Source organism: Franzmannia pantelleriensis, assembly GCF_900102875.1.
In the GTDB taxonomy this organism is placed as follows: domain Bacteria; phylum Pseudomonadota; class Gammaproteobacteria; order Pseudomonadales; family Halomonadaceae; genus Franzmannia; species Franzmannia pantelleriensis.
Genome location: NZ_FNGH01000003.1, coordinates 65,960 through 87,884, shown reverse-complemented (window position 1 = coordinate 87,884; position 21,925 = coordinate 65,960). Strand labels below are relative to the sequence as shown.

25 protein-coding genes are annotated in these 21,925 nt (G+C 64.6%); 11 read left to right on the top strand and 14 right to left on the bottom strand.

Annotated elements, in window-relative coordinates; translation table 11 throughout:
• Positions 1-25: 25 nt before the first annotated feature.
• Positions 26-1,249, bottom strand: a complete 1,224-nt coding sequence (locus BLT16_RS04680) for a DUF1835 domain-containing protein (RefSeq protein ID WP_089657375.1) — start codon at positions 1,247-1,249, stop codon at positions 26-28.
• A gap of 172 nt (positions 1,250-1,421) precedes the next feature.
• The gene (locus BLT16_RS04675) at positions 1,422-2,321 is read right to left on the bottom strand and encodes a LysR family transcriptional regulator (RefSeq protein WP_089657374.1); all 900 of its coding nucleotides are present in this window, start codon (positions 2,319-2,321) and stop codon (positions 1,422-1,424) included.
• 126 nt (positions 2,322-2,447) lie between these two features.
• On the opposite strand from BLT16_RS04675, the gene BLT16_RS04670 reads away from it, so the two are divergent.
• On the top strand, positions 2,448-3,653 hold the full coding sequence (locus tag BLT16_RS04670; protein ID WP_089657373.1) for a YbfB/YjiJ family MFS transporter: 1,206 nt from the start codon (positions 2,448-2,450) through the stop codon (positions 3,651-3,653).
• A complete protein-coding gene (locus BLT16_RS04665) occupies positions 3,653-4,255 on the top strand; it encodes a glutathione S-transferase N-terminal domain-containing protein (protein WP_089657372.1) in 603 nt (200 codons plus the stop codon). The genes BLT16_RS04670 and BLT16_RS04665 overlap by 1 nt, the downstream gene beginning before the upstream one ends.
• A gap of 13 nt (positions 4,256-4,268) precedes the next feature.
• On the opposite strand, the gene blaOXA is transcribed toward BLT16_RS04665, so the two are convergent.
• Positions 4,269-5,066 carry a class D beta-lactamase gene (gene blaOXA / locus BLT16_RS04660; protein WP_089657371.1) on the bottom strand — a complete coding sequence of 266 codons (798 nt, stop codon included), beginning with the start codon at positions 5,064-5,066 and terminating at the stop codon, positions 4,269-4,271.
• A 128-nt stretch (positions 5,067-5,194) separates the two neighbouring features.
• On the opposite strand from blaOXA, the gene BLT16_RS04655 reads away from it, so the two are divergent.
• Entirely contained in the window at positions 5,195-6,088 is an 894-nt protein-coding gene (locus tag BLT16_RS04655; protein ID WP_089657370.1) for a LysR family transcriptional regulator, read from the top strand.
• Positions 6,089-6,094: 6 nt separating this feature from the next.
• Here the strand turns inward: BLT16_RS04655 and BLT16_RS04650 are convergent, their stop codons facing one another.
• Together BLT16_RS04650 and BLT16_RS04645 are read right to left on the bottom strand one after the other, a co-directional pair.
• Complete coding sequence (locus BLT16_RS04650) at positions 6,095-6,436, bottom strand: hypothetical protein (RefSeq protein ID WP_089657369.1); 342 nt, start codon at positions 6,434-6,436, stop codon at positions 6,095-6,097.
• A 46-nt stretch (positions 6,437-6,482) separates the two neighbouring features.
• On the bottom strand, positions 6,483-6,965 hold the full coding sequence (locus tag BLT16_RS04645) for a metallophosphoesterase family protein (protein ID WP_089657368.1): 483 nt from the start codon (positions 6,963-6,965) through the stop codon (positions 6,483-6,485).
• A gap of 386 nt (positions 6,966-7,351) precedes the next feature.
• Here BLT16_RS04645 and BLT16_RS04640 point away from each other — a divergent pair, with 386 nt between their 5' ends.
• Entirely contained in the window at positions 7,352-7,576 is a 225-nt protein-coding gene (locus BLT16_RS04640) for a hypothetical protein (RefSeq protein WP_089657367.1), read from the top strand.
• 74 nt (positions 7,577-7,650) lie between these two features.
• On the opposite strand, the gene BLT16_RS04635 is transcribed toward BLT16_RS04640, so the two are convergent.
• Positions 7,651-8,223: a nucleoside deaminase gene (locus BLT16_RS04635; RefSeq protein ID WP_089657366.1), complete on the bottom strand. Its 573-nt coding sequence runs from the start codon at positions 8,221-8,223 to the stop codon at positions 7,651-7,653.
• A gap of 232 nt (positions 8,224-8,455) precedes the next feature.
• On the opposite strand from BLT16_RS04635, the gene BLT16_RS04630 reads away from it, so the two are divergent.
• The 3 genes from BLT16_RS04630 to BLT16_RS04620 all read left to right on the top strand — a co-directional run bounded on the left by BLT16_RS04630 (position 8,456) and on the right by BLT16_RS04620 (position 11,192).
• Positions 8,456-9,316, top strand: a complete 861-nt coding sequence (locus tag BLT16_RS04630) for a sirohydrochlorin chelatase (RefSeq protein ID WP_089657365.1) — start codon at positions 8,456-8,458, stop codon at positions 9,314-9,316.
• Positions 9,317-9,584: 268 nt separating this feature from the next.
• Positions 9,585-10,754 carry a PQQ-dependent sugar dehydrogenase gene (locus BLT16_RS04625; RefSeq protein ID WP_245701456.1) on the top strand — a complete coding sequence of 390 codons (1,170 nt, stop codon included), beginning with the start codon at positions 9,585-9,587 and terminating at the stop codon, positions 10,752-10,754.
• Between the two features lie 132 nt (positions 10,755-10,886).
• Positions 10,887-11,192 (top strand): c-type cytochrome, encoded by a 306-nt coding sequence (locus tag BLT16_RS04620; RefSeq protein ID WP_245701454.1) that lies wholly within the window; start codon positions 10,887-10,889, stop codon positions 11,190-11,192.
• A gap of 35 nt (positions 11,193-11,227) precedes the next feature.
• Here BLT16_RS04620 and BLT16_RS04615 read toward each other — a convergent pair whose 3' ends face one another.
• Positions 11,228-12,169 carry an AraC family transcriptional regulator gene (locus tag BLT16_RS04615; RefSeq protein WP_089657362.1) on the bottom strand — a complete coding sequence of 314 codons (942 nt, stop codon included), beginning with the start codon at positions 12,167-12,169 and terminating at the stop codon, positions 11,228-11,230.
• Between the two features lie 151 nt (positions 12,170-12,320).
• Positions 12,321-13,052 carry an oxygen-insensitive NADPH nitroreductase gene (nfsA, locus tag BLT16_RS04610; RefSeq protein ID WP_089657361.1) on the bottom strand — a complete coding sequence of 244 codons (732 nt, stop codon included), beginning with the start codon at positions 13,050-13,052 and terminating at the stop codon, positions 12,321-12,323.
• A 244-nt stretch (positions 13,053-13,296) separates the two neighbouring features.
• Between nfsA and BLT16_RS04605 the strand changes: the two genes are divergently transcribed.
• The 3 genes from BLT16_RS04605 (at position 13,297) to BLT16_RS04595 (ending at position 15,640) form a co-directional block, all read left to right on the top strand.
• Positions 13,297-14,112 carry a hypothetical protein gene (locus BLT16_RS04605; RefSeq protein ID WP_089657360.1) on the top strand — a complete coding sequence of 272 codons (816 nt, stop codon included), beginning with the start codon at positions 13,297-13,299 and terminating at the stop codon, positions 14,110-14,112.
• A gap of 120 nt (positions 14,113-14,232) precedes the next feature.
• Positions 14,233-15,000: a DUF1499 domain-containing protein gene (locus BLT16_RS04600; protein ID WP_089657359.1), complete on the top strand. Its 768-nt coding sequence runs from the start codon at positions 14,233-14,235 to the stop codon at positions 14,998-15,000.
• A 34-nt stretch (positions 15,001-15,034) separates the two neighbouring features.
• Complete coding sequence (locus tag BLT16_RS04595) at positions 15,035-15,640, top strand: C39 family peptidase (RefSeq protein ID WP_089657358.1); 606 nt, start codon at positions 15,035-15,037, stop codon at positions 15,638-15,640.
• Here BLT16_RS04595 and BLT16_RS04590 read toward each other — a convergent pair.
• Complete coding sequence (locus BLT16_RS04590) at positions 15,637-16,263, bottom strand: hypothetical protein (RefSeq protein WP_089657357.1); 627 nt, start codon at positions 16,261-16,263, stop codon at positions 15,637-15,639. The two genes, BLT16_RS04595 and BLT16_RS04590, sit on opposite strands and share 4 nt — an antisense overlap.
• Positions 16,260-17,528 carry a M20/M25/M40 family metallo-hydrolase gene (locus BLT16_RS04585; RefSeq protein ID WP_089657356.1) on the bottom strand — a complete coding sequence of 423 codons (1,269 nt, stop codon included), beginning with the start codon at positions 17,526-17,528 and terminating at the stop codon, positions 16,260-16,262. Before BLT16_RS04585 ends, BLT16_RS04590 begins: the two co-directional genes overlap by 4 nt.
• Before the next feature lie 147 nt (positions 17,529-17,675).
• Here BLT16_RS04585 and arfB point away from each other — a divergent pair, with 147 nt between their 5' ends.
• A complete protein-coding gene (gene arfB, locus BLT16_RS04580; protein ID WP_089657355.1) occupies positions 17,676-18,089 on the top strand; it encodes an alternative ribosome rescue aminoacyl-tRNA hydrolase ArfB in 414 nt (137 codons plus the stop codon).
• Positions 18,090-18,124: 35 nt separating this feature from the next.
• Here the strand turns inward: arfB and BLT16_RS04575 are convergent, their stop codons facing one another.
• The 4 genes from BLT16_RS04575 to BLT16_RS04560 all read right to left on the bottom strand — a co-directional run bounded on the left by BLT16_RS04575 (position 18,125) and on the right by BLT16_RS04560 (position 21,800).
• The gene (locus BLT16_RS04575; protein WP_089657354.1) at positions 18,125-19,171 is read right to left on the bottom strand and encodes a proline racemase family protein; all 1,047 of its coding nucleotides are present in this window, start codon (positions 19,169-19,171) and stop codon (positions 18,125-18,127) included.
• On the bottom strand, positions 19,168-20,343 hold the full coding sequence (locus BLT16_RS04570) for a zinc-binding dehydrogenase (RefSeq protein WP_089657353.1): 1,176 nt from the start codon (positions 20,341-20,343) through the stop codon (positions 19,168-19,170). The genes BLT16_RS04575 and BLT16_RS04570 overlap by 4 nt, the downstream gene beginning before the upstream one ends.
• A 121-nt stretch (positions 20,344-20,464) precedes the next feature.
• Positions 20,465-21,211: an SDR family oxidoreductase gene (locus BLT16_RS04565; RefSeq protein WP_089657352.1), complete on the bottom strand. Its 747-nt coding sequence runs from the start codon at positions 21,209-21,211 to the stop codon at positions 20,465-20,467.
• A gap of 10 nt (positions 21,212-21,221) precedes the next feature.
• Positions 21,222-21,800: an NnrU family protein gene (locus BLT16_RS04560; RefSeq protein WP_089657576.1), complete on the bottom strand. Its 579-nt coding sequence runs from the start codon at positions 21,798-21,800 to the stop codon at positions 21,222-21,224.
• Positions 21,801-21,925: the final 125 nt, after the last annotated feature.

The window sequence follows — 21,925 nt, the reverse complement described above, 5'->3', positions numbered from 1 at the left end:
TCCTCCTACTTGCAAGTTCCAGGGTTCAGCAACTGCTTGCTCGTGGACAAATGCGTATCCCGCCCACCCATCGCTCCCCGCATGCATGATCCAGCCAGTGGCGTCGCCCTTCGAGCACGTCCTGCCCCAATCCCGTGAGTGCAAGCTGGCGATGCGGCCACTCCTGATGGGTATCGCTGATCTGTAGTAGCGGCTGCGACACGCTCATCAGCGGCTGTAGTAGCCACCAGAACATCAGGTCGCCCAGGTAGGGCAACGGCTCGTACTCGCGCATCAGCAGCGCAAAGGCCCTGCCCACCGGCAAGGGGCCGTGGTCGCGTACGATCTCGAGCGTTAGCGTTTCCGTCAGGCCGAGGCCGGTGCTCGCCTCTGGCAGCTCCCGCAGATGCCGCTCGAGCGCCCTCCCCATCATCGGCAAGGCCGGCGTACCGGTGGCGATCAGGTCTTCGAGGGGACCGGGGTTATCGGCGGTGAGCGCGCGCCATGCGCGGGTACCCAGGTCGAGCAGCGGCGCCTCAACAGGTCGACGCTGCCGCCATAGCCAGGCGAGCAGGTCCGGCGCGAGCTGACCGATACCAATAAAGCGCTCGATGCCGGGTATCGACTCCACAGCCACCAGCTCGATCCTGGCGCTTGGCAGGTGCTGACGTAAGCGATGCAGCAGGTAGGCAAGGAGCAGCTGGTCGTAGCTATCATGCTCGAACCACAGCACGATCCGCGCGTAGTGTGCCAGCTCATCCAGCCCCTTATAGCTCTTTACAAGACGCCCCAGGATATCGCCCTCAGCCATGCCGGAAAGCCCGGCCAGGAAGCCAGCACGTAGACGCATCAGCTCCTCGGGGGGAAGATCGCGCAGCGGGCCCAGGCAGAAGGGATCGGAGAACTCCAGGAAGTCGCCCTCGAAGCCGGCCATGCGCAGGCTATGCTCGATATCCGAACCACAGCGGATATGCAGGGTCGTCAGGTCACGGTCGCCTCGCTCGGTCACCAGCCGCCGCGACATATCCAGCGACTCGGTATGGGCCTTGAGCTTTGGCCAGCTAGGGAAGCCGCATTCGCGGGCGATGACGAACTGGGCATCGGCAAGGGTCAGCGGCGACTCGCGGGGCGGCACGTATTGCAGGAATCGCGCCTGTGCAGCCGGCTCAGCGGCACGCACCGCCTTGAGCAGTTCCTTGGCGCGCTTGCGCTGCTGCTCGAGATTGAAGCGGCCGTGGGACCGGGCATCCGGCCGGGAAAGTGACGTCATACGAATCCCTCCATATGCCTGCGTCCGCCGGACAGGCCGGGAGTCGTATGGGGTGATCGATTAGAATCTTGGGCGCAGCCCTTTCCGCGGACGGGGACGCCTTGCGGCGCTGCCCCTTAGGCTCGCGCGGAAGTGGCAAGGTGTCAATGGAGGGAGATGGCACTGCGTGGCGCTACACACCCTCCGCCTCTGGACGGCGGGTATCGCTAGCCGCCACCTGGCGTAGAGTGTCGACGAAACGCGCCAGTGCCGGTGTCCAGGTGGCCGGCTGGGCGGCGGCAAAGTAGGTGTCGACCTGCGCGATGGGGGCTGGCAGTGCCAGGCAGTGAATACCGAAGCGGTGCTGGTGAGCCTCCACCGTGGCCCTTGGCAACACGGTATAGCCCATGCCGGCAGCGACGCACCCCAGCATGGCGTCCAGCGAGCCAAGCTCGAAGATCCGGGCCGCGCTGACCCCACAGTGAGCCAGCAGTAGTTCGATGCGCTGGCGATAGCTGCAGCCCTGGCGGAAGGCGAGAAAGGTCGCGGTCAACAACGCCTCGGTGGTGGGCATGGCCATCATCGGGTTGGCGCTCACCAATACCAGCTCTTCGCTGAACACCTTCTCGAGGTGGTAGTGAGGGTGATCGAGGTGTCCCGCCACGAATACGCCGTCGACCAGCCCCTCCGTCAGCCGCTCGACCAGCGAGGCCGTTGGGCCTGTGTGCAGCTGAAGATCGACTTCCGGATAGGCGCCATGAAAGGCGGCCAGCACCGGCGGCAAGCGCAGCGCCGTAGTGGTTTCCATGGCACCGATGCGTAGCCGGCTGCCGGCCACCCTGTCGCCCTTGAACAGCGATAGCGCCTCATCGTGGGCGCTGAGTATGCGCTCGGCATACTCCGCCAGGGCCATCCCGGCCGTGGTCAGCCGGACCTGCCCGCTCCGATGAACGAGCTGCACGCCCAGTTCCTCTTCGAGCTTCTTGATATGCGCCGTGACGTTGGACTGCACCGTATGCAGCCGCTGAGCGGTGGCAACGAAACTGCCGGTTTCCGCCACGCCCATCAATAGACGCAGAGACTTGAGCTGCATGGGCGCCTCCGGCCGAGCCATGAAAATCACATAACAAGATAGTTTATATCAAAACAAATCATTTTCCATGAATATCAGCCGTCACGTAACGTGTGCTGTAGTGGCGTTGACTCAGGACTCATCTGCATGATCGATAAGCGAGATATTCCCGCCCTGCTCACGGGCGTCATGGCCACCCTCGCCGGGATCGGCCTTGCTCGCTTTGCCTATACCCCGCTGCTGCCGGCGGTGATCGAAGCGCAGTGGTTCAGCGCCAGCGCTGGGGCCTATCTCGGCGCAGCCAACCTGCTCGGCTACCTGTTCGGGGCTCTCTCCGGCCACAGTCTGTCCGAACGCTACCCACCGCGGGCGCTGCTCGGCATCTGCTTTGCGGCCATTGCGCTGAGTTTTCTGCTCTGTGCATGGCCTGCTAGCTTTGCCTGGTTCTTCGTCTGGCGGCTGGCCGCCGGCATCGCTGGGGGGATCCTGATGGTGGTCGGCCCGTCCCTGGCGCTAACCGCCACGCCAGTCGACCGACGCGCCCATATCGGTGCCCTGGCGTTTGCCGGCATCGGCCTGGGGGCGCTGCTCTCGGCCTGGGTCGTGCCGCTGCTGCTCGAGACCAGCCTGATGGCGACCTGGCTCGCCCTTGGCGTACTGAGCCTGGCAGTGGGGGTAATCGGTGACCGCGGCCTGGCACGCCTGACGGTATCCGAGCCCGCTTCGTCCGAGGGAGCAAGTACACCCCGAGCCCACACGGGGGTGGCCATTGCCGTGCTGCTGGTGATAGGCGCCTATGTCCTGGATGGCGCGGGGTACGTGCCACATACGCTGTTCTGGGTCGACTACCTGGCCAGGGAGCATGCCCTGGGACACCCCTCCGCCGCCCTGCAGTGGGGCCTGTTTGGGTTGGGCGCGGTGTGCGGGCCGCTGCTGGCTAGCGCCGCGGCCCGGCGGCTAGGTTGGCAGCGTGGGCTGGCCCTGGCGTTCCTGGCCAAGGCCACCGCGGTCGCCTTGCCGCTGCTGTCGTTGGATCTACTCAGCCGCTCGATCTCTTCCTTGGTGGTCGGCGCCATGATCCCCGGGATCGTGGCCTTGACCTCCGGCCGCCTTGCCGAGTTGGTCGGCCCGGCGGCTCACAAACGGCTCTGGGGGCGTGCCACTGCGGCGTTCGCCGCGGCACAGGCGGCCTCGGGCTACGGCATGTCCGCCCTCTATGCTGGGTGGGGCAGCTATACGCCTCTCTTCGCCATCGGCAGCGTGATGCTGGCCGGCGGTTTCGTGCTGGTACTCCTCAGCCGTGGCCTGCAGGCACACCACGGCGCATTTTCCACGCCACCCAGGAGGCACTGATGGAACTCTTTCTGAACGCGACCTCACCCTATGCCCGCATGGTGCGTATCACGGTGATGGAGAAAGGCCTGGCGGAGACAGTAAGGCTGCGCTGGTGCGACCCCTGGGCCGACGATGCCGCACTGCTGGAGGCCAACCCCGCCGGGCGCATTCCGGCTCTGGTCACGGCGGACGGCACGGCGCTGAGCGAATCGCTGCTGATTGCTTTCTACCTCGAGGGGCACGGCGCTGGCGAGACGCTGATGCCACCATCACGCCAGAGCGAAGTGCTGCATCGGCTCGGCCTCGGCCAAGGCCTGATGGATGCCGCCTTCACCACGGTGATCGCGCGCAAGCATCAGGGCCGCGAGGCCGACGGCAGCGTGCTGGGGCAGCGCCGCCAGCGGGCCTTTCAGCGCATCCTGGACCAGCTGGAGCAGGAGCACGATGAGGCCCAGGGGGCGTCGGCCATGACCTTGGCCGATATCGCCGTAGGCGTCGCGCTGGACTACCTGACGTTCCGGCTGCCCGAGGTGGCGTGGGCCGAGGGCCGCCCCGAGCTCGCGGCCTGGCACCGTCAGATCACCCGCCGCAAGAGTTTCAGTCAGACGGCGTTTGGGTGAGGCCGGATAGCCTTTAAGGCAGCGCCTCCAGGCCACGCAGGGCCTCGCGCACGATGGCTTCGCGCTTGGGAATATCCTCCATCCGGTTGGGGGTATCGATGTTGAGGGCGAAGAACACCGGCCCGCTGGGCCATTCGACCCAGCCCGTCCACCAGCCGTACTCGCCGGACCAGCCGGTCTTGGCGCGCAGGATCCAGTCGCGACCGGCCTCGCCGATCATCAGGTCCTTGACCAGCCGCTGGTCGGCCTCATCGAACGGCAATTCGTTGCGATAGAGGCGCTGGAGGAAGTCGACCTGCTCCTCGGCGGAGACTTCCAAGTTGCCCGGCTCCAGCCAGAAATTCTCGAGATCGTCGCCAATCTCGGCGTTGCCGTAGTTGATCGCCTCCAGGTAGCGGCGCTCACTCTCCTCGCCCAGCTCCCGGGCGAAATATTGGAAGAGCCACACCGTCGAGTTACGCATCCCCGAGCGCAGGTCCTGATCGGCATTCCATGCGGGGAATCCGCGTTCAATACCATCCCAGTCAAACACCTGGAACTCGTCGTCCGCCACGCCGGCATCCAGCGCAAACAGGGTGTGGGGCACCTTGAAGGTGGAAGCGGGCACGAAGCGCTGGCGGGCACGCTCGGCGTCATGCACCCAGGCGGCTTGGACATCCTGGCGCTGATCCACCACCAGCAGGGTGCCTTCGGCATCATGTTCCTGAAAGAGCGCCGCCCAGTCGTCCCGTTCCTGCCAGGTGTCGGCCATCGCGCCTAGCGGGGCCAAGCCCAGCGCCAGGGCGCCGACCAGTAAAAATTTTAGGGTCATGGTTCCATTCCGTTGTCGTGGTTTCGATCCAAGAGCAGGCAGTGCGCTGCCGAAAAGCAGATTAGTCGATCACGAAACGCGCCCACAAACTATGTTAACTTGCATCAGCCATAAACTGGATTTGGGCTATGACGAGACCTTACCTACCGCTCAATGCCCTGCGCGCCTTCGAGGCCTCCGCCCGCCTAAGAAGCTTCACCCGCGCCGGCGATGAGCTAAATGTGACCCAGGCTGCCGTCAGCCATCAGGTCAAGCTGCTGGAACAGCGGCTAGGCGTGGTGCTGTTCAAGCGCCTGCCGCGGGGCCTGATGATCACCGCCGAGGGCGAGGCGCTGCTGCCGGTGCTGGGCGATGCCTTCGACCGCATGGCCGAGATGCTGGGGCGCCTGGAGGGCGGCCAGGTCAGGGAGATCATGATGGTTGGCGCAGTGGGTACCTTTGCGGTGGGCTGGCTGCTGCCACGTCTGGCCGAGTTCCAGGCGCGCCACCCGCTGATCGACGTGCGCCTGTCGACCCACAACAATCGGGTCGACATGGCCGCCGAGGGGTTGGATTTCGCCATTCGCTTCGGCGACGGCGCCTGGTATGGCTGCGAGGCCGAGCCGCTGTTCGAGGCGCCGCTATCCCCCCTCTGCACACCAAGGGTCGCGGCAACGCTGAGCGCCCCCAACGACCTGATGCAGCACACGCTGCTGCGCTCCTATCGCGAGAACGAATGGCCCAGCTGGTTTGCCGCCGCGGGCATTCCGCGCCCACCACCGCTGGTCAAGGGCATCACCTTCGACTCCTCCCTGGCGATGATGGAGGCGGCCACCCAAGGCGCCGGCGTGGCACTGGCACCGCCGCGGATGTTCGAGCGGCAACTGGCAGCGGGCAGCATCGTGCAGCCTTTTGCGACCACCACCTCACTGGGCCGCTACTGGCTGACGCGTCAGATCTCCCGCGCCCCCAGCGCGGCCATGACGACCTTTCGAGACTGGCTTCAGGATGCCGTGCATCAGGCCTACGGCGAGGCGGCCTGACCTTCGCTAGCTCGCCATTACCTGCGCCAGCTCATGCCGATAGGCGGCGGCATGCTGGGCCGGGTCGGCGGGAAAACGGCCAAGCGCTACCGCCAGCTCGAAGAAGCCCTGCCGCGGCAAGTCGCCTCGCCGGCTGACCACCAGCGCCGCGATCAGCGGGCGTCCGGCGGCCACGTCCTCGCGCATCAGGGCTTCCAGCGCCATGGCAACGCGCTGGATGGTACCCGGCGGCGTCAACCCTAGGGCTTCGGCGGCCTGCTGGTAGGTGATCGGCACGGCCTCGCTTGGCAGCTGGGTCAGCAGCGCGCGCAAGCGCAGCGCCAGCGTGGCTTGCTCGGAAGAGATCATGGTTTCGGCTCCTGGTAGCGACAAGACGGCAACCACCACCTGTACATCACAGCGGCAGATGCATTATGGCGCCGCGCAGGCCGTGCTCATCGGCCCATAGCTTGCCCAGGGTGATAGGCAGGCGGAAGCGGCGCTTGCCGGCGGCACCGGGATTGAACAGCAGGCGGCCATCCTGCCACTGGTTGCGCGGCTTGTGAGAGTGGCCGTGGAGCACGGCGTCGCAGGCCGTGGCGGGGTCAAATTCCTTGATGATATGCACCAGATGCAGGCGCCAGCCGTTGACGCTGAGGTCGCAGGTCATCGGCAGGGCCTCGGCCCAGGGGGCGGTGTCGATATTGCCGCGCACCGTGACCAGCGGCGCGAGCTCCCCCAGCCGTTCGAGAATGGCGGCGTCCTGCTCTCGGCTTCCCACGTCGCCGAGGTGCAGAATCACGCCGCAGCCCTCGAGCATGACCAGTGCCTCGGGACGCAGAAGGCCGTGGGTATCGCTGATCACCCCGATGGGCCCTGTGGTACTGATGGCCCGCATGGCCGCCTCCCTTTATCCGTCCGGTAGCCCCGCTACCTGCGTAGTGGTGCAATGCACAATATGTCGTTTTACTACAACCACGCGTGCGGCTAATGGCGCTTTGTGCAGTGCATGATCCTGGCCCATAGTGACATCACGGTTCAGGACAGGGTATCGCTACCTCGAGCCCCTGACCTGACCCCAGCTACCCACTGAGCGCCATGCCTTATTTGATCCAGGCGCCAGAGCGAAGGTCTTGGAATACGCTTGTGACCCTGTCGCAGTTGCAGCACTGGGCGCTTACCCGGCCCGGCATGAGTAGCTAAGGCACCAGAGCGCCATCGCCGATGGCAACCCCAAAGACGGGATTTCCCCGGGGGATGATGACCTTACACGAGGATTGAACCATGAACTGCACTCAACTGACCCAGCAAGCCGACCATATCGCCAGCACCTTCAGCAAGCAGGACCTCGCCAAGCTGGTGGTGGCCCTCAAGGGCCGCGGTGAGTCCCTGCAGCATGCCGTCGAGGTAATCGACACCATCGATGCCTGCCAGGGTTACACCCTGGACCAGGCCTGGGACGAAGTGCGTAACGGTGAAGCTCGCCTGATGGCCGCCGGCGACGACTAAGCTCTGTCCGACAACTGGCTGGCTAATACGCCCTCCTAGCGCAACGTTTCACCCCCTCTCGGCGAGGGGGTTTTTCATTCCTGCACCGCGCCCAATCCCTGCCAGTCCTCGAGATCGAGCTCCGGTTTCTCTTGCCTGAAGCGAGCATATTGCGCGATGCCCTGCGGGTCTTCGAGGATCTCGACCTCGACGCCCTTACTACGCAGTAGGGCCTCGGTACCCGAGGCGTTGGTGACATCCCCCACCACCACCCGCGAGAAGCCACGCATATACACCAGGGTGGCGCAGATCTCGCAGGGACTCAGCGAGGTGAACAGCGTGGTGCGCCGGAAGTCGATGCGGCCGGCATCACGGATTGCCGAGGTTTCGCCGTGATGGTAGGGATGGTTCTCCTGCACCAGGGTGTTGTGTCCCTTGCCGAGAATCCGCCGCGTGGCATTATCGACGATCAGCGCGCCGATCGGGCAGCCGCCCTCGTCGTAGCTCTTCTGCGCCAGCAGCACCGCCACCCGCATCAGGTCGGCGTCGCTCAGTCGCTTAGCGAAGTAGTCGCTCATCAGCGCCGGTAGGCTGGCCGTCGGCATGTGCGCAATGGCGCTGAGTGCGGCGTCCGAGACCTCCGCGTTTGCGTTGAGTAGCGTTTCCATCACCTCTCCCCATAATCGAATAGCCATCCCGACCGCGGGCCTGGGTGCCTATCAGGCTACTACATGCGCAAAGACGCGGCATGTGGCAGCCATTTTCCCTGAAGAGATAAACATGTCGTCCCATCGCGCGTTGCTTGCAATATGTCCCTATTGGGAAAATCATCGTTGATCGTGTGATTGCACTAACCGCCCAACGCAGCGCCACTCCGCCTGCCCCAGCCAAGAGACCTCCATGCGCAAGATTCTGCTCGTCGACAACGGTTCACGTCGTCCCCAAGCCACGCTCAACCTGCGTCGGCTGGCCGAGGCACTCAGCCAGGCTAGCGGCGAAGCGGTCGAGGCCGCCTCGCTGCTGCACTCCTACAAGATCCCCGCCGAGCAGCTAGGCGGCCGCAAGGCGGTATCGCTGGGGCCATTGGCCGAGCAGTTTGCGGCACAAGGGGGCACTGAGCTGGTGGTGTTGCCGTTCTTCTTCGGCCCCAGCCAGGCATTGACCCGCTACCTGCCTGAACGTCTGGCCGAGGTGCAGGCCAGCTACCCGCTGCTGAGCATCAAGGTGACCCAGCCACTGGTCGACACCCAGGGGCCGCTCGACCTGCGCCTGGCACAGCTGCTGGCCGACAACGTGCGCGAGCGCATGTCAGGCATGACTCGCCCCAAGGTGGTGCTGGTCGATCACGGCAGTCCGATTCCCGAGGTCACGGCGGTGCGCAACTACCTCGCCGGCCAGCTCAGCGTGCTGCTTGCCGAGCAGGCCAGCTGCGTCACCTTTGCCTCCATGGAGCGTCGCGAAGGCGATGCCTACCGCTTCAACGAACCGCTGCTGGAGTCCCTCTTGGCCTCTCCCACCATGGCCAGCGGCGACGTGATCCTGGCCATGCTGTTTCTCTCCCCGGGGCGTCACGCCGGCGAAGACGGCGATATTGCCGAGATCTGCGACCAGGCAATGACGGATAACCCCCGCCTCAACGTTGCCACCACGCGCCTGGCCGGTGAACACGACGGCATCGTGGAGATCCTCGCCACCCGCCTGCAGCAGGGGCTGGCAGGGGAGTCGCTGCTGCTGAGGCGTCAAGCAGACCTTAACCCATAGTGTCTCCCCGCACCGCCTCACCTGTTCGGTGTTTCGGCGTGGAAGCCCCTTGCGCTCGGCGTAAAAATTGTTGAGCGCACACCTGCACAACCTGTCCTAGTATGAAGCGTGTAGCGGGTCGACAAAAATACTAACAAGTGTGGGAGAAACGCCAATGACGCCAAGAATCACCGCGCCGTCACTCCTTACCATTATGGGAACTGCCATGATGGTAGGCCTTCCAGCGACGGCTTTTGCGAGTACTGATGCCCCAACCCTTGATCATAACGTGGTGCTTTCCGACCTGGACAATCCGTGGGACATGGCCTTTCTGCCCGATGGGACCATGTTCTTCACAGAGAAGTGTCTTGGGCTATCGGTGCTGCTACCCGGTGGCGACGTCAATAAACTGATGGGCATGGCCGACACCGAAGGCTACGCAAGTACCGAATCGGATCTGTTCTGTGAAGGCCAGGCCGGCATGAACGGTGTCGCAGTGGACCCCGAGTTCGATGACAACCGCTACCTCTACGTCTATTCGGCCTCCAGCACGACCGAGCCAGGTACCAATCGGGTGCTGCGACTGGTGGTCAACGACGACTTCAGCGGCGTATCAGAGCGCACCGACATTGTCGAAGACATCCCCTACAAGCCCGAGGCCACAGACCAACCCTTTGGCGGGCCGGGGGCACATAACGGCGGCCGGCTTCGGTTTAGTCCGGATGATGGCTATCTGTATGTCGCCACCGGTGATACTCACAATGCCGAGGTACCGCAGAGTCCTACCCTACTGGGAGGCAAGGTGCTGCGTATTGACCGAGACGGCAATGCTGCCGAGGGCAACACGCCCCCAGAGGGTTTCGATGCGCGCATCTTCACCTATGGCCATCGCAACGTGCAGGGCCTCACCTTCCATCCTGAGACCCACCAGCCCATTGCCGCTGAACACGGCCCCTGGCACTCGGATGAGATCACCGCGCTAGTGGCCGGCGGCAACGGTGGCTGGGATCCGCGTCCCAACATGGCCGGGCGCGACGACTGTCCTGACGGCTACTGTGGCTATGAACCTCACCAGATGGATGCCATGGAGCCATCTGAGCGGGCCGCCTACATGCCCATGACCGACTTCGACACCTACCCCGACGCCATGCCGCCGGCCTGGGAAAACAATGGTCTCTCGCAAGGCATGGTATCCGCTGAGTTTCTGACCGGCGAGCAGTGGGGAGCCTGGAATGGCCGGATGGTGGTCGGTTTCATGGGGATTGGCTTCGGGGACACCCCGGTCGGCCAGCGTATCGATGTGATCGACATCGCGGAAGACGGCCTCTCCGTCCACGACGTTACCGAAATGCCACTGCCGATGCCCTCCGCCCGATTCCGCTCCCTCGTTCAGGCACCTGATGGCAGCCTGTACGCGGCTGTGGATGAAGGGGAGATCCACCAGATCATCCCGGAATAACTGCATACGGCCCACCGCGCCGCACTGCCCATGGCAGTGCGGCCATTTGCCGTTGCGTGCTTGCACAACACCCATGCATTGACTGCCCACCCCACGCGAGATTGGCGAGACTAGCACACCATGAAATTACCCATGCTCATTGTCATCGGCGTTGCCCTTATGTCTGGAACCTTCAACACCCAGGCAGCGGAGACAAGCGATGCTGAAACACTATATGCAAATGTCTGCGCTCACTGTCATGGCCGCTCAGGGAAAGGCATGGCGAGCTTTCCCTCGCTGGCGGGTAGAGATGCGGACTACCTATCGTCTCGCCTCATGCAGTATCGAGCAGGTGAACAAGTGGGGCCGAATACTGCCTTGATGGCGTCCAATGCCACCGACCTATCCGATGAAGAGATCGACAATCTCGCGGATTACATGTCGGAAAGCTTCCATTGACATCCACTAGCGGAGGGCCAAATGGCCCTACCGACTCAGGCCACGCCGAGTGATTCCGTATTGGCTATGCCAACCGCGCTCGGCACGCTGTGACGAATCGAGGCGATGTCCTTGCGCGGTGGCGCGCCGAACATCCGCGAGTACTCGCGGCTGAATTGCGATGGACTCTGATAGCCCACCGTGAACCCGACGCTTGCGGCATCTGCCTGCTGGCTCAACAGCAGGCGCCGCGCCTCCTGCAAACGGATCTGTTTCTGGTACTGCAGCGGGCTCATGGCGGTGACCGACTTGAAGTGGCGGTGCAGCGACGACGGGCTCATATTGGCCACTTTCGCCACGGTCTCGATACGCAGCGGATCGGCATAGTGGCCACGAATCCAGGTGATCGCCTTGCTGACCTGGGTCAGGTGACTCTCGCCCAGGGCGATCTGCCGCAGCGACTCGCCCTGCTCGCTGCGCAGCAGCAGGTAGAGAATCTCGCGCTCGATCAGCGGCGCCAGAATCGCGGTGTCCTGAGGACGCTCGAGCAGACGCAGCAGTCGTGTGAGGGCATCCAGCAGCTCTGGCGACAGCTGGCACATCGACATGCCCGAACAGGGGCGATTCGAGACCGGCTGCTCCGGCATGGCCAGCAATAGCTCGGCCAGTATCGTGGTATCGAGGCGCAGGGCACAGGCCAGATAGGGCTCCTCGGGGCTCGCCTCGATGACTTCGCCACTGATGGTCAGGTCGACCGACGCGATCAAATAATCGCCGGCGCCATGCTCGAAGCAGCGGTCGCCAAGCATGGTGCGCTTGCGCCCCTGCACAATGAAGCACAGCATCGGCTCGAAGATCGCCGGAATGGCCGCCGTGGGCGCATCCGAGCGATACAGCATCACGCCGGGAATCGGTGTCGTCCCGCACCCTTCGCCATTCTGACAGAATCGTTTAATCAGCTGGCTGGCCTCTGCAAACGGCCGGATCTCCGTCGCCATCTCTCAACTCCTGTCTCCACAGGAGTATCACGTTACGTCGAGCCGATACCTCGCACAATCGCCCAGCCTACATATTGATAGGATCGTGCAAGAATCGCAGAGAATCATCTTAGCGTCGCCCGCCTATCCTTCGGCCAGCTCATGCGTGACGTCACTTCATCTCGAAGCCGCGCTTGACCAGGAAATCACGCATGTGCGGGCGCAGCTTGGTCTCGAACAGCGGCGTGAGGTTATGTGACCAGTCGGTGTTCTTGTTGCCCCCGCTACGCTCGCTGTAATAGGTGTGCATGGTGGCATCGAAGGTGGCGACCGGGGCGCTATCCTCGCGGTAGGTGTTCTCCATCAGTACCGCCTCCACCGGCAGGCGCGGCTTGACGTCCGGCTCCTGGGCCGGATAGCCGAGACACAACCCAAACACCGGGAAGACATGATCCGGCAGCGACAGCAAATCGCTGATCTGCTGCGGATTGTTGCGAATGCCGCCGATGTAGCAGATGCCCAACCCTTCGGACTCGGCGGCCACCACCACGTTTTGCGCCATCAGGGCGGTATCCACGCTGGCTACCAGCAGCTGTTCGGTCATGCCGCGCACGACCTTGGCACCGGTGCGCTCGGCGGCATCGGTGGGGCGCTTCATGTCGGCACACAGCACCAGGAAGTCAGAACAGCTGGCGATATAGCCCTGGCCACCGGCGAGCTCGGCGATCATTTCGCGCTTTCCCGGATCGGTGACATGGATCACGCTGTAGGCTTGGACGTGGCTCGACGTTGCCGCCGCCTGACCGGCACGAATCAGCTCCAGCAGCAGCTCCCGCGGGATCTTCTGCTCGCTGAACTTGCGAATCGAGCGGTGAGACATCAACAGTTCGATGGTCGGGTTCATGTGGCCTCGCTAAACGTTGCGTTGCTAAGGATCAAGTCGATAACCACCAAGATACCACCCACACCTCCGCTCTGGCATGCTCCCAGTGCCGGCCTCGGCGCCATGCATGCCTCACTGCGGTGTCGTCATGTGCTGGCAATGCAACCCGTTTCAGGAGCTGGATGCCGATGAATATTCGCACGCTGGAAACCTTTGTCTGGATTGCCCGGCTGGGCAGTTTCAGGGCGGCGGCCAGGCAAGCGAGATGCTGATCATCCTCGCGGCCAAGCTGGTGGCCACCGCGGTAGTGGTGATCGGCGTGTCCATCGCGGTGGGCAAGCTGGGCCCCAGGCTAGGCGGCATCATTGCCGGTATGCCGATCGTCCTGGGGCCTGGCTACTTTTTCATGCTCCAGGAGCAGTCACCGGCGTTCATTCGCGAAGCGGCACTCTCAACCCTTCACGCCCTGGTCGCCACGCTGGTATTCACTATCTGCTTCGTTGTCTCGGCCAAACGGATGGGCGCCAGAGCCAGCCTGACACTGGCAGCGCTGTGCTGGATTCCTTCGGTATTGCTGTTCTTGCAACTCCCAGGCGGGGTAACCATGGCGGTGCTGATGTACGCCTTGGTGCTGCTGCTGGCCGAGAGCGTAAAGCGCTATCTCAGGCTGACACCGCCCAGGGTGGTCGCCGCCTCGGGCTGGTTCGATCTGGTCTTGCGCGGCGTACTCGCCGGCGTGCTGGTGAGCGTTGCCACCACCGTTGCGGCCAGTGCCGGGCCGCTGCTCTCGGGGATACTGGTGGGCTTCCCCATTGGACTGCTGACCATCGGCTGGACCCTTCACCAGCGTTACGGCGTCGAGGTGGCGCGCGCCACGGTGAGCATGGCGCAACAGGGCATGCTGAGTCTGGTGGCCTTCGGCCTGGTGACGGCCCTCCTGGCAGGCAGCGTGCCCCCACTGGTCACTTTCCTGCTGGCACTGCTGGCCTCGGCGGGTGTGAGCTTCGCGTTGTTCATACTCAGCCAGTGGCGCATCCGGCGAGCTTATGCCACCCTCTCGCCCCCTCCTCATAAGCACTGACCGCTCCAATATCTTCTGAGCGCTGCCGCGAGCAAGGACGCTCCAGCATTAGATACTCGGCATTTGCCGGGTGACACGAGTATGCTTAGACAAAACAACGCGAAATGACCAGGAGTCATCATGTCTAAGCTAACCTTACGACCTCGTCCCCGCGGTGGGCGCTGGCCGGTCGTCCTGGCCTGGTTGAGCCTGCTGCTGCTGGGCGGTGCAGCACTGCTGATGGGCGGCGCGGGGCCGGCCCACCGTCTGGACCTGATAGACCTTGGCACTGCCTTCGGATGGCTTCGCCAGGGCGCCTACGTGGCGCTGGCTGCCGCGGCCATGGGGCTAATGACACTGCTGGTAGCGAGCCTGTGCAAGCGCGTTCAACCCGCGCTGGTGGGTGGGCTGGTGATCGTGGCGGTAGCGAGCATGATGTGGGTGCCCTATCAGCTGCAGCAGCGCGCCCAGCAGGTACCGCCGATCCACGATATCACCACCGATCTGGACGATCCGCCGGCCTTCGTGACACTCGCCGAGGCCCGGGAAGCCGCACCCAACGCCGTCGACCACCCCGGCGAGCGCACCGCTCGCCAGCAGCGCGAGGCTTACCCGGACATTCAGCCGATCATGCTCGAGCTGTCACTCGACGACGCCCTCAGCGCCGCCGAAGCTGCCGCTCTGGACCAGGGCTGGGCGCTGGCCGAGGTCAGTCGCGACCGCATCGAGGCTACCGCCACCACGCGTTGGTTCGGCTTCAAGGACGACGTGGCGATCCGCTTGAGCGAGGTCGAGGGCGGCACCCAGGTGGACGTGCGTTCGGCGTCGCGGCTCGGACGCAGCGATATGGGCACCAACGCCCAGCGCATCCGTGACTATCTGGCCGCGCTTCGGGCGCGGGTCGAGTAGGCGCAACCGCTCACTGCACAGGGAGGAGAGCCGCGTGACCAACGTGCCCTATTACGCTCAGTGGGAGAGCCCCGAGCTGATCGACGACTTCCTGTCAGGCCGGCGACGGCCTCGGGACGACCCGCGCTGGCAAGACTCCGGCGCGCGATCTGCTAATGAGTATGAAACATGGGCCAGGCATGTGTGCGGCTTGGCCTGCCTCAAGATGGCCATCGCCCACTTCACCGGCAGCGTCTATCCGATCTTTCGCCTGCTCGAGCGAGCTATCCAGCACGGTGCCTACGTCGAGCGAGACGGCGAGATAAAAGGCATGATCTATGCCCCAGCCACGCAGCTGCTGCGCGAGGAGTTCGGCCTGCAGGCCACGGTACATACCGCTGTCGAAATGCATGAGCTGACAAAACATCTCGATGGCGACGCCCTGTTCGTGGCGTCGGTACACCCCGGCATTCGCCGGCCCGAGGTCGAGCCGCCGGCGCGTGGTGGGCACCTGGTACTGATCACCCAGGCCACCCGAGACGCCCTGCGCTTCCATAACCCCTCCGGCGTGGAGCGCGCTACACAGCAGGATGCGACCTTGACACCTGCCGTGTTCGCACGCTTCTTTGCCGGCCGCGGAATACGGCTGGCACCCGGCTAGCGGACCTCGCCACTCGCCGGATCGAGACGGTAGCTCTCGCCGTCCACGTCGAACAGCAGGCTGTCATCGTGCCACTCCGTTACCCGGTACTCGCTTTCCGCCGGGATGCTCTCGGCGTGCTCGGGGATACGCACCGGGCGCGCGTTGGCCTCCACCGTCTCGCCCACGGCATCGCCCTCGACGATAACCAGAGTACGGCTCGGCGCCGGGCCCTCCAGCGCGAACACCACATAGGCGCCGTCGTCGCGCCACGGACCCGGTTCGACCTCCCCGCCGTACTGAAAGGCGGCCGGATGCAGCGTGCCGTCCTCGACGGCCAGCAGCCAGCCGGCGGCGTGGGCGGCACCCTGAGTGGCAACCGCTATCCGGCTCTCATCAGGCGACAGCTCGGCGGCAACAAAGCGCTGTGCGGCGCCGAACTCGGCGTCGTCATCGATGTGAATATTGCTGGGCACCTCACCGATATCCAGCAGGCGCCCGTCATCCGCTCCGCGAATCGCCTCATCCGTCACGGCCAGCGGTGTCAGGCTGGCCGTGGCCGACGCATCCGGCTGCGGCTCGCTGCATCCGGCAGCGAACGCCAGCACCAGCCCCGCTGCGGCGCCACGAGACACTATTCTCACGCGTCCTCCTTCTGCTCCTTCTTGTCTTCCTCGGGCTTGGCATGGCCCTGGTGCGTCAATGCACCGGCCTCGTCCAGCCGCGGGTGGTTGTCGAGGAACTCACGGTGGATATCGGGCAGCGCGTCCAGCGCCTTGAGGCTATGGGTCAGCGCATGAATGGCAGCCAGCACGTCCTGGGTGTTGCCGGTCTCGGAGATGGTATGCATGTTGCGGATCGGGAAACCGATCGAGGTCGCCGCACAGTCCACCGCGGCGAGCACGCCGGCCATGCCGTCGGTGCCAGTATCTGCGCCGACGATATCACGCTGCAGCGGGATGCCCTGCTCCTTGGCAGTGGTCTCGATTAGGCGATTGAGCTGCTCGCTGGCGATGGCGCCCACCGACATGGTGAAGCCCTTACCCATCTCCAGCGGCTGCATGCGCCGGTCGCCGATGCCCGGCGCGGCCACGTAGTCGTGATTGACGTCGACGCCGATCAGCGCATCCGGCTTTAGCTCGCCGGCCAGTACCCGGCTGCCGAAGCGGCCGATCTCTTCGTAGCTGGCGATGGCGAACAGCACCCGCACCTGCTGGGTGCCGCCGGCCTCGGCGATCAGCCGCGCCACCTCGGCGGTCACGAAGCAGCCCAGGCCGTTATCCAGGTAGGCGCCATAGAAGGTGTCGGGGCTGAAGCCGGGGCGTATCGGGCGGTCGAACAGGATCGAGTCGCCGGGACGCACGCCGAGGTTGAGCACCTGCTGCTTCTTGTTCTCGCCGTGAATCTGCAGGTCGAGGTAGATCTGCTCCTTCTTGAGGCCCTTGCTACCGTCGCGCTGGGCCGGTTCGGAGAAGTGGATGGCGCCCAGCGCCTCGACGGTGCCGCCACGAATCACCCGGTAGCTGCCGGGCTGCTCGGGATCCTCGCTGAACAGCTTGACCTCGTGGCCAATCAGCACCCCAGGCAGGAAGGAGTCGGTGTTGATCCAGATCTTGCCGTCGTCGCCGATGCTGCGCACCTGCATGCGGATCTTGTCGGCGTGGCCGATGATCATCACCTTGAACATGTCGTCGCGGCCGGGATGGGTATCCAGCACCACCCCGGCATGCCCCTTGTACTGGTGCAGGTGCCAACCGTTGGGCGCAAAGCCTTCGAAGTAGGGCTTGAGCACGCCGTAGGTCATGGCGCCCTCCAGGCCTATCGGGCTCGGCGCATCGAGGATCCGGCGCATCAGGGTGAACTGCTCGTCCGGCATGGGTTGAGTCCAGGGCTTGGTCGCGTCGCTCATCTAGGTCTCTCGCTGATTGAGGAAGTATTTCCCCAGTCTGCCAGATTCCGCGGCAGCTGGCCCGCTGACAGCATTCTCTGTCACCCCGCCCTTAACCGGCCATATGCTAGGCTAGCGTTTTTCTCTTCTGCCATTCATGAGGCCCGCATGCTTCGTATTTCCAACAGCGTGGAGCTGGGCGACTGGGAAATCGAGATCAGTCAGATCCGCGCCCAGGGCGCCGGTGGCCAGAACGTCAACAAGGTCGCCTCGGCGGTGCATCTGCGCTTCGATATCCCCAACTCCAGCCTGCCGCCCTTCTACAAGGAGCGGCTGATGGCGCTGTCCGACCAGCGCATCAGCAAGGAGGGGGTAGTAGTGATCAAGGCCCAGAGTCACCGCACCCTGGAGTTGAACAAGGAGGATGCACTGGCGCGCCTGCGCGAGCTGATCCGCGAGGCGGTCAAGCAGCAAAAGGTGCGCAAGCCGACCCGGCCGACCAAGGGCTCGCAGCGCCGCCGAGTCGACAGCAAGACCCGCAAGGGCAAGACCAAGTCGCTGCGCGGCAAGGTCAAGGTATGAGCGCGCCCCGCCTTGGGGCGCCGCTCTCGGGGCCGCTATGTTCGCTCAGGATGAGCGCTGGTCAGGATGTGGTGTAGCCCGCTGCAATCGACCATGGCGTCGTCGCAGTTGACGACGATCTCCGAGCGCGCCAGCACGTAGCTCTTGCCGGTGATGGTGTTCTCCACCACATGGCCATTGCCCTCCTCGCGCACCGCAGTGAACTGGCCGATGAAGCCGGTCTCGCGCAGCGACACGGTTTCCAGCTTGTCCCCCGGTTTGATGGTGCCCTCGTAGTGCATCAGCGCCAGCCGCGCCGAGGTGCCGGTGCCGGTGGTGCTGCGGCAGATCACGCCGGGATGCACATAGGTGGTCGAGCGTGAGCGGTAGAAGTCGTCGGCGACCTGCTCCACCGGTCCCATGAAGTGCAGGAACGGCAGCGGCCCCACGTCGCCCAGGGTGTAGTGGGAGAAGCCTCGCTCGGCCTGGATCGCCTCGACGATCTTGTGGGCACACTCGGCCAGCTGGCGCTCCTCGGCACGGTTGAGCGAGAACCCCAGCTCGGCGGCATCGACCAGCGCATAGAAACCGCCGCTATAGGCCACGCTATAGGTCACGTCGCCAAGGTCCGGGACATGGATCTTGGCGCGGTAGGTATCGATGTAGCTGGGCAGCCCGCCGCAGGTGATCGCCTCGACCACGCCGTTCTCGACCCGCGCCTCGATGTTGACCAGCCCGGCCGGCGACTCGAGCACGAAGCGCTGGGTGCCCTCCTGCTTGGGTACGATGCCGGCCTCGAGCACCGCGGTGGCGGTGCAGATGGTGTTGGAGCCGGAGTAGATCGGATAGCCCATCACCTCCATGATGATATAGCCGGCCGCCGCCGTCGGGTCGGTGGCCGGCACGATCAGATCCACCGACATCTCAGGGATGCCGTAGGGCTCTTCCAGCAGCAGCCGGCGCAGGCCGTCGGCGTCGTCGCGCAGGTAGTGCATCTGCTCACGCACCGTGGCCCCGGGCAGCGCGTCGATACCGCCGGTGACGATGCGGCTGACGTCGCCGCCGGCGTGGGTGTCCATCAACTGAAAGGTCAGTTCGCTCATGCGCGTTGCTCCAGGGCGAAAGGGGCGCCGTGCTCATCCCACTCGGCGTCGGGCACGATAACGATCTTGCCCAGGTAGTTGCTGCCACGCTTGACGAAATAGCGCTCGGCGGTGTGCAGCTCGGAGAGTTTGAAGGCAGCGTGCAGTACCGGCTTGAGCTGACCGGCACGGATCCACTCGACCAGCTGCTCGGCCTCCTCACGGGTGCCGTGGGAGACGCCGAAGATCTGCACCTGGTAGAGGTAGATGCGTGTCCACATGATCTCGCTGAGATTGCCGCCGCTGGCCCCGGCGATCGACAGCCGTGGGTAGTCGGCGCGGCGATTCATGTCGACGATCATGGTGTCGATGAAGCGATCGGTCATCTCGCCGCCGACCAGATCCATCACCGCATCGATGGGCGCGCCGCCGGTAGCCGTCATGACCTGTGCGGTGAAGTCATCCATCCGGGTCCGGTCGAATACCGCCTCGGCGCCCAGCGCCTTGAGCGCCTCGGCCTTGTCGGCCTGGCTCAGCGCATAGGGGATGGCACCGACGATGCGGCACAGCTGGATCAGCGCCGTGCCCACGCCGCCGCTGGCGCCGGTGACCAATACGTGCTCGCCGGCCTTGACCCGCGCCGAGGTCATCATGTGGTAGGCCGTCTGGTAGGAGCACATGCCCATGGCGGCGAGTTCGGCATCGGCCAGTTCGGGGTTGGGCACAGGGTGAAACTGATCCGCCGGCAGCGCGACGTACTCGGCGTAGCCGCCGTCGGCGCCGTGGCCGTAGTAGTCCGGCGTCAGATTGATATGACGCCGGCCGTCGGCGTAGAGGTTGAAGTCGAGCAGGCCACGCTCGCCGATGCGCGCCGGGTCGACGCCGTCACCCACCGCGGCGATGCGCCCGGCGATATCGGCGCCCTGGATGCGCGGAAAGGTCAGGGTCGCCTCGCCGCCCATGGCGAACGAGGTCACCTCGCCCTTTTCCTTGGTCGGGTAGAGCCCCTCCCGCGCCTTGCGGTCGGTGTTGTTCTTGGCCGTGGCGGTGACCCGCACCAGCACCTCACCGGGAGCGGGGCGCGGAGTCGGGACATCATGGCGGTATTCGAGCTTGTCAACGTCACCATGACCGGTCAGCAGCATGGCCGACATGGTGGCAGGAATCGAGTCTGATGTTGCTTCAGGTGCCATGGGCTACCTCTTCGCGTTGGCGGAGCATTCACGCCGCGACGATATCAAACTCAGGCATTCTGCCTAGTGCAGAAATTTTCGAATCGCGCCCCTGGCACAAGAGAAATTTTTGTCTCGCTGCTCAGCGCCCGCCGGAGACATCAATGAAGCTGCCGGTGGTATAGGAAGCGTCTGCGGAGGCCAGCCACAGGATGGCACGGGCGACCTCCTCGGCCTCGCCGCCGCGCTGCATCGGCACGCCCGGTGCCAGCCGCGCCACGCGCTCCGGCTCGCCACCGCTGGCGTGAATGTCAGTAGCGATCAGCCCCGGTCGCACGGCGTTGACGCGGATTCCCTGGGTCGCCACCTCCTTGGCCAGGCCAACGGTAAAACTGTCGATCGCGCCCTTGGCGGCGGCATAGTCGACGTACTCGTTGGGCGCGCCCAACCGCGCGGCCATCGACGACAGGTTGACGATGGCCCCGCCCGGGCCGCCGTGCAGGGTCGACATGCGCCGGATCGCCTCGCGTGCACACAGGAAGCTGCCGGTGACATTGACCGCCAGCACCCGCTCCAGGCGTGCGGCGTCCATCGCCTCGACCCGGCACTGCGGCGCCAGGATGCCAGCGTTGTTGACCAACACCTCGACGCGGCCCAGGGCGTGGTCGACGGTGTCGAACAGCCGTGCCACGTCGCGCTCGACGCTGACGTCCGCGGCCACCGCGATCGCTTCGCCGCCGTTCCGCGCGATGCTGGCGGCCACCTCATCGCCCGCCTCGCGATTGTCGCGGTAGCTCAGGCACACCCGATAGCCGGCCGCCGCGGCCAACCGAGCGGTGGCCGCGCCAATCCCGCGGCTGCCACCGGTGACGATCATTACCTTGCCCATGCGGCTTTCCTCAGCCCATCACCGGCATGCCGGTGACCAGCACGTGAAGGTGGAAGGCAAACAGGTAGTAGGCCACCAGGCCGATCACCACCGTCAGCACGGTGGCGGTGGCGCGGCTCTCGCGGGCGGCCGGCGGATTGGCCCGGTCGCGCTGCTTGGCGGCACGGAAGGCCAGAATCGCCCACACCAGGAAGGCGCCGAAGAACACGATATCGCCGAGCCGACCGTTGGCCAGCAGGTGGGCCAGGGCCCAAATCTTCACCGCCAGCATCATCGGGTGGCCGAGTCTGGCCTTGATGGCGTTGTGCGGCACGTAGGCGGCCACCAGCATGATAAACGCCGGGATCATCAGCAGCAGCACCAGATGGCGCAGCCCGGTGGGCGGGAACCACACGAAGATTGGGTCGAAGCGCATCTGGCCATAGCCCCAGATGGCGATGGCCAGGCCAGCCACGGAGACCACTGAGTAGGCGAGCTTCCAGGTCGTCTCACCAAGGCGCTCACACTGCGCCTGACGCCAATCGTCGGCGAAGATGCGCACGGAGTGGCTGCCCAGGAAGATCAGCAGGCCGAGAATCATGATCAGCATGTAGGAAATGCTCCAGCAGAGGGTGTCAGGTGCGCCAAGCATGCCATAACGCGCCGGCCAGAACATGCCATGCATGCAGTACGAGCTTGAAGGCCGCCATCCATATCAGCCAACATAGCGCTCTC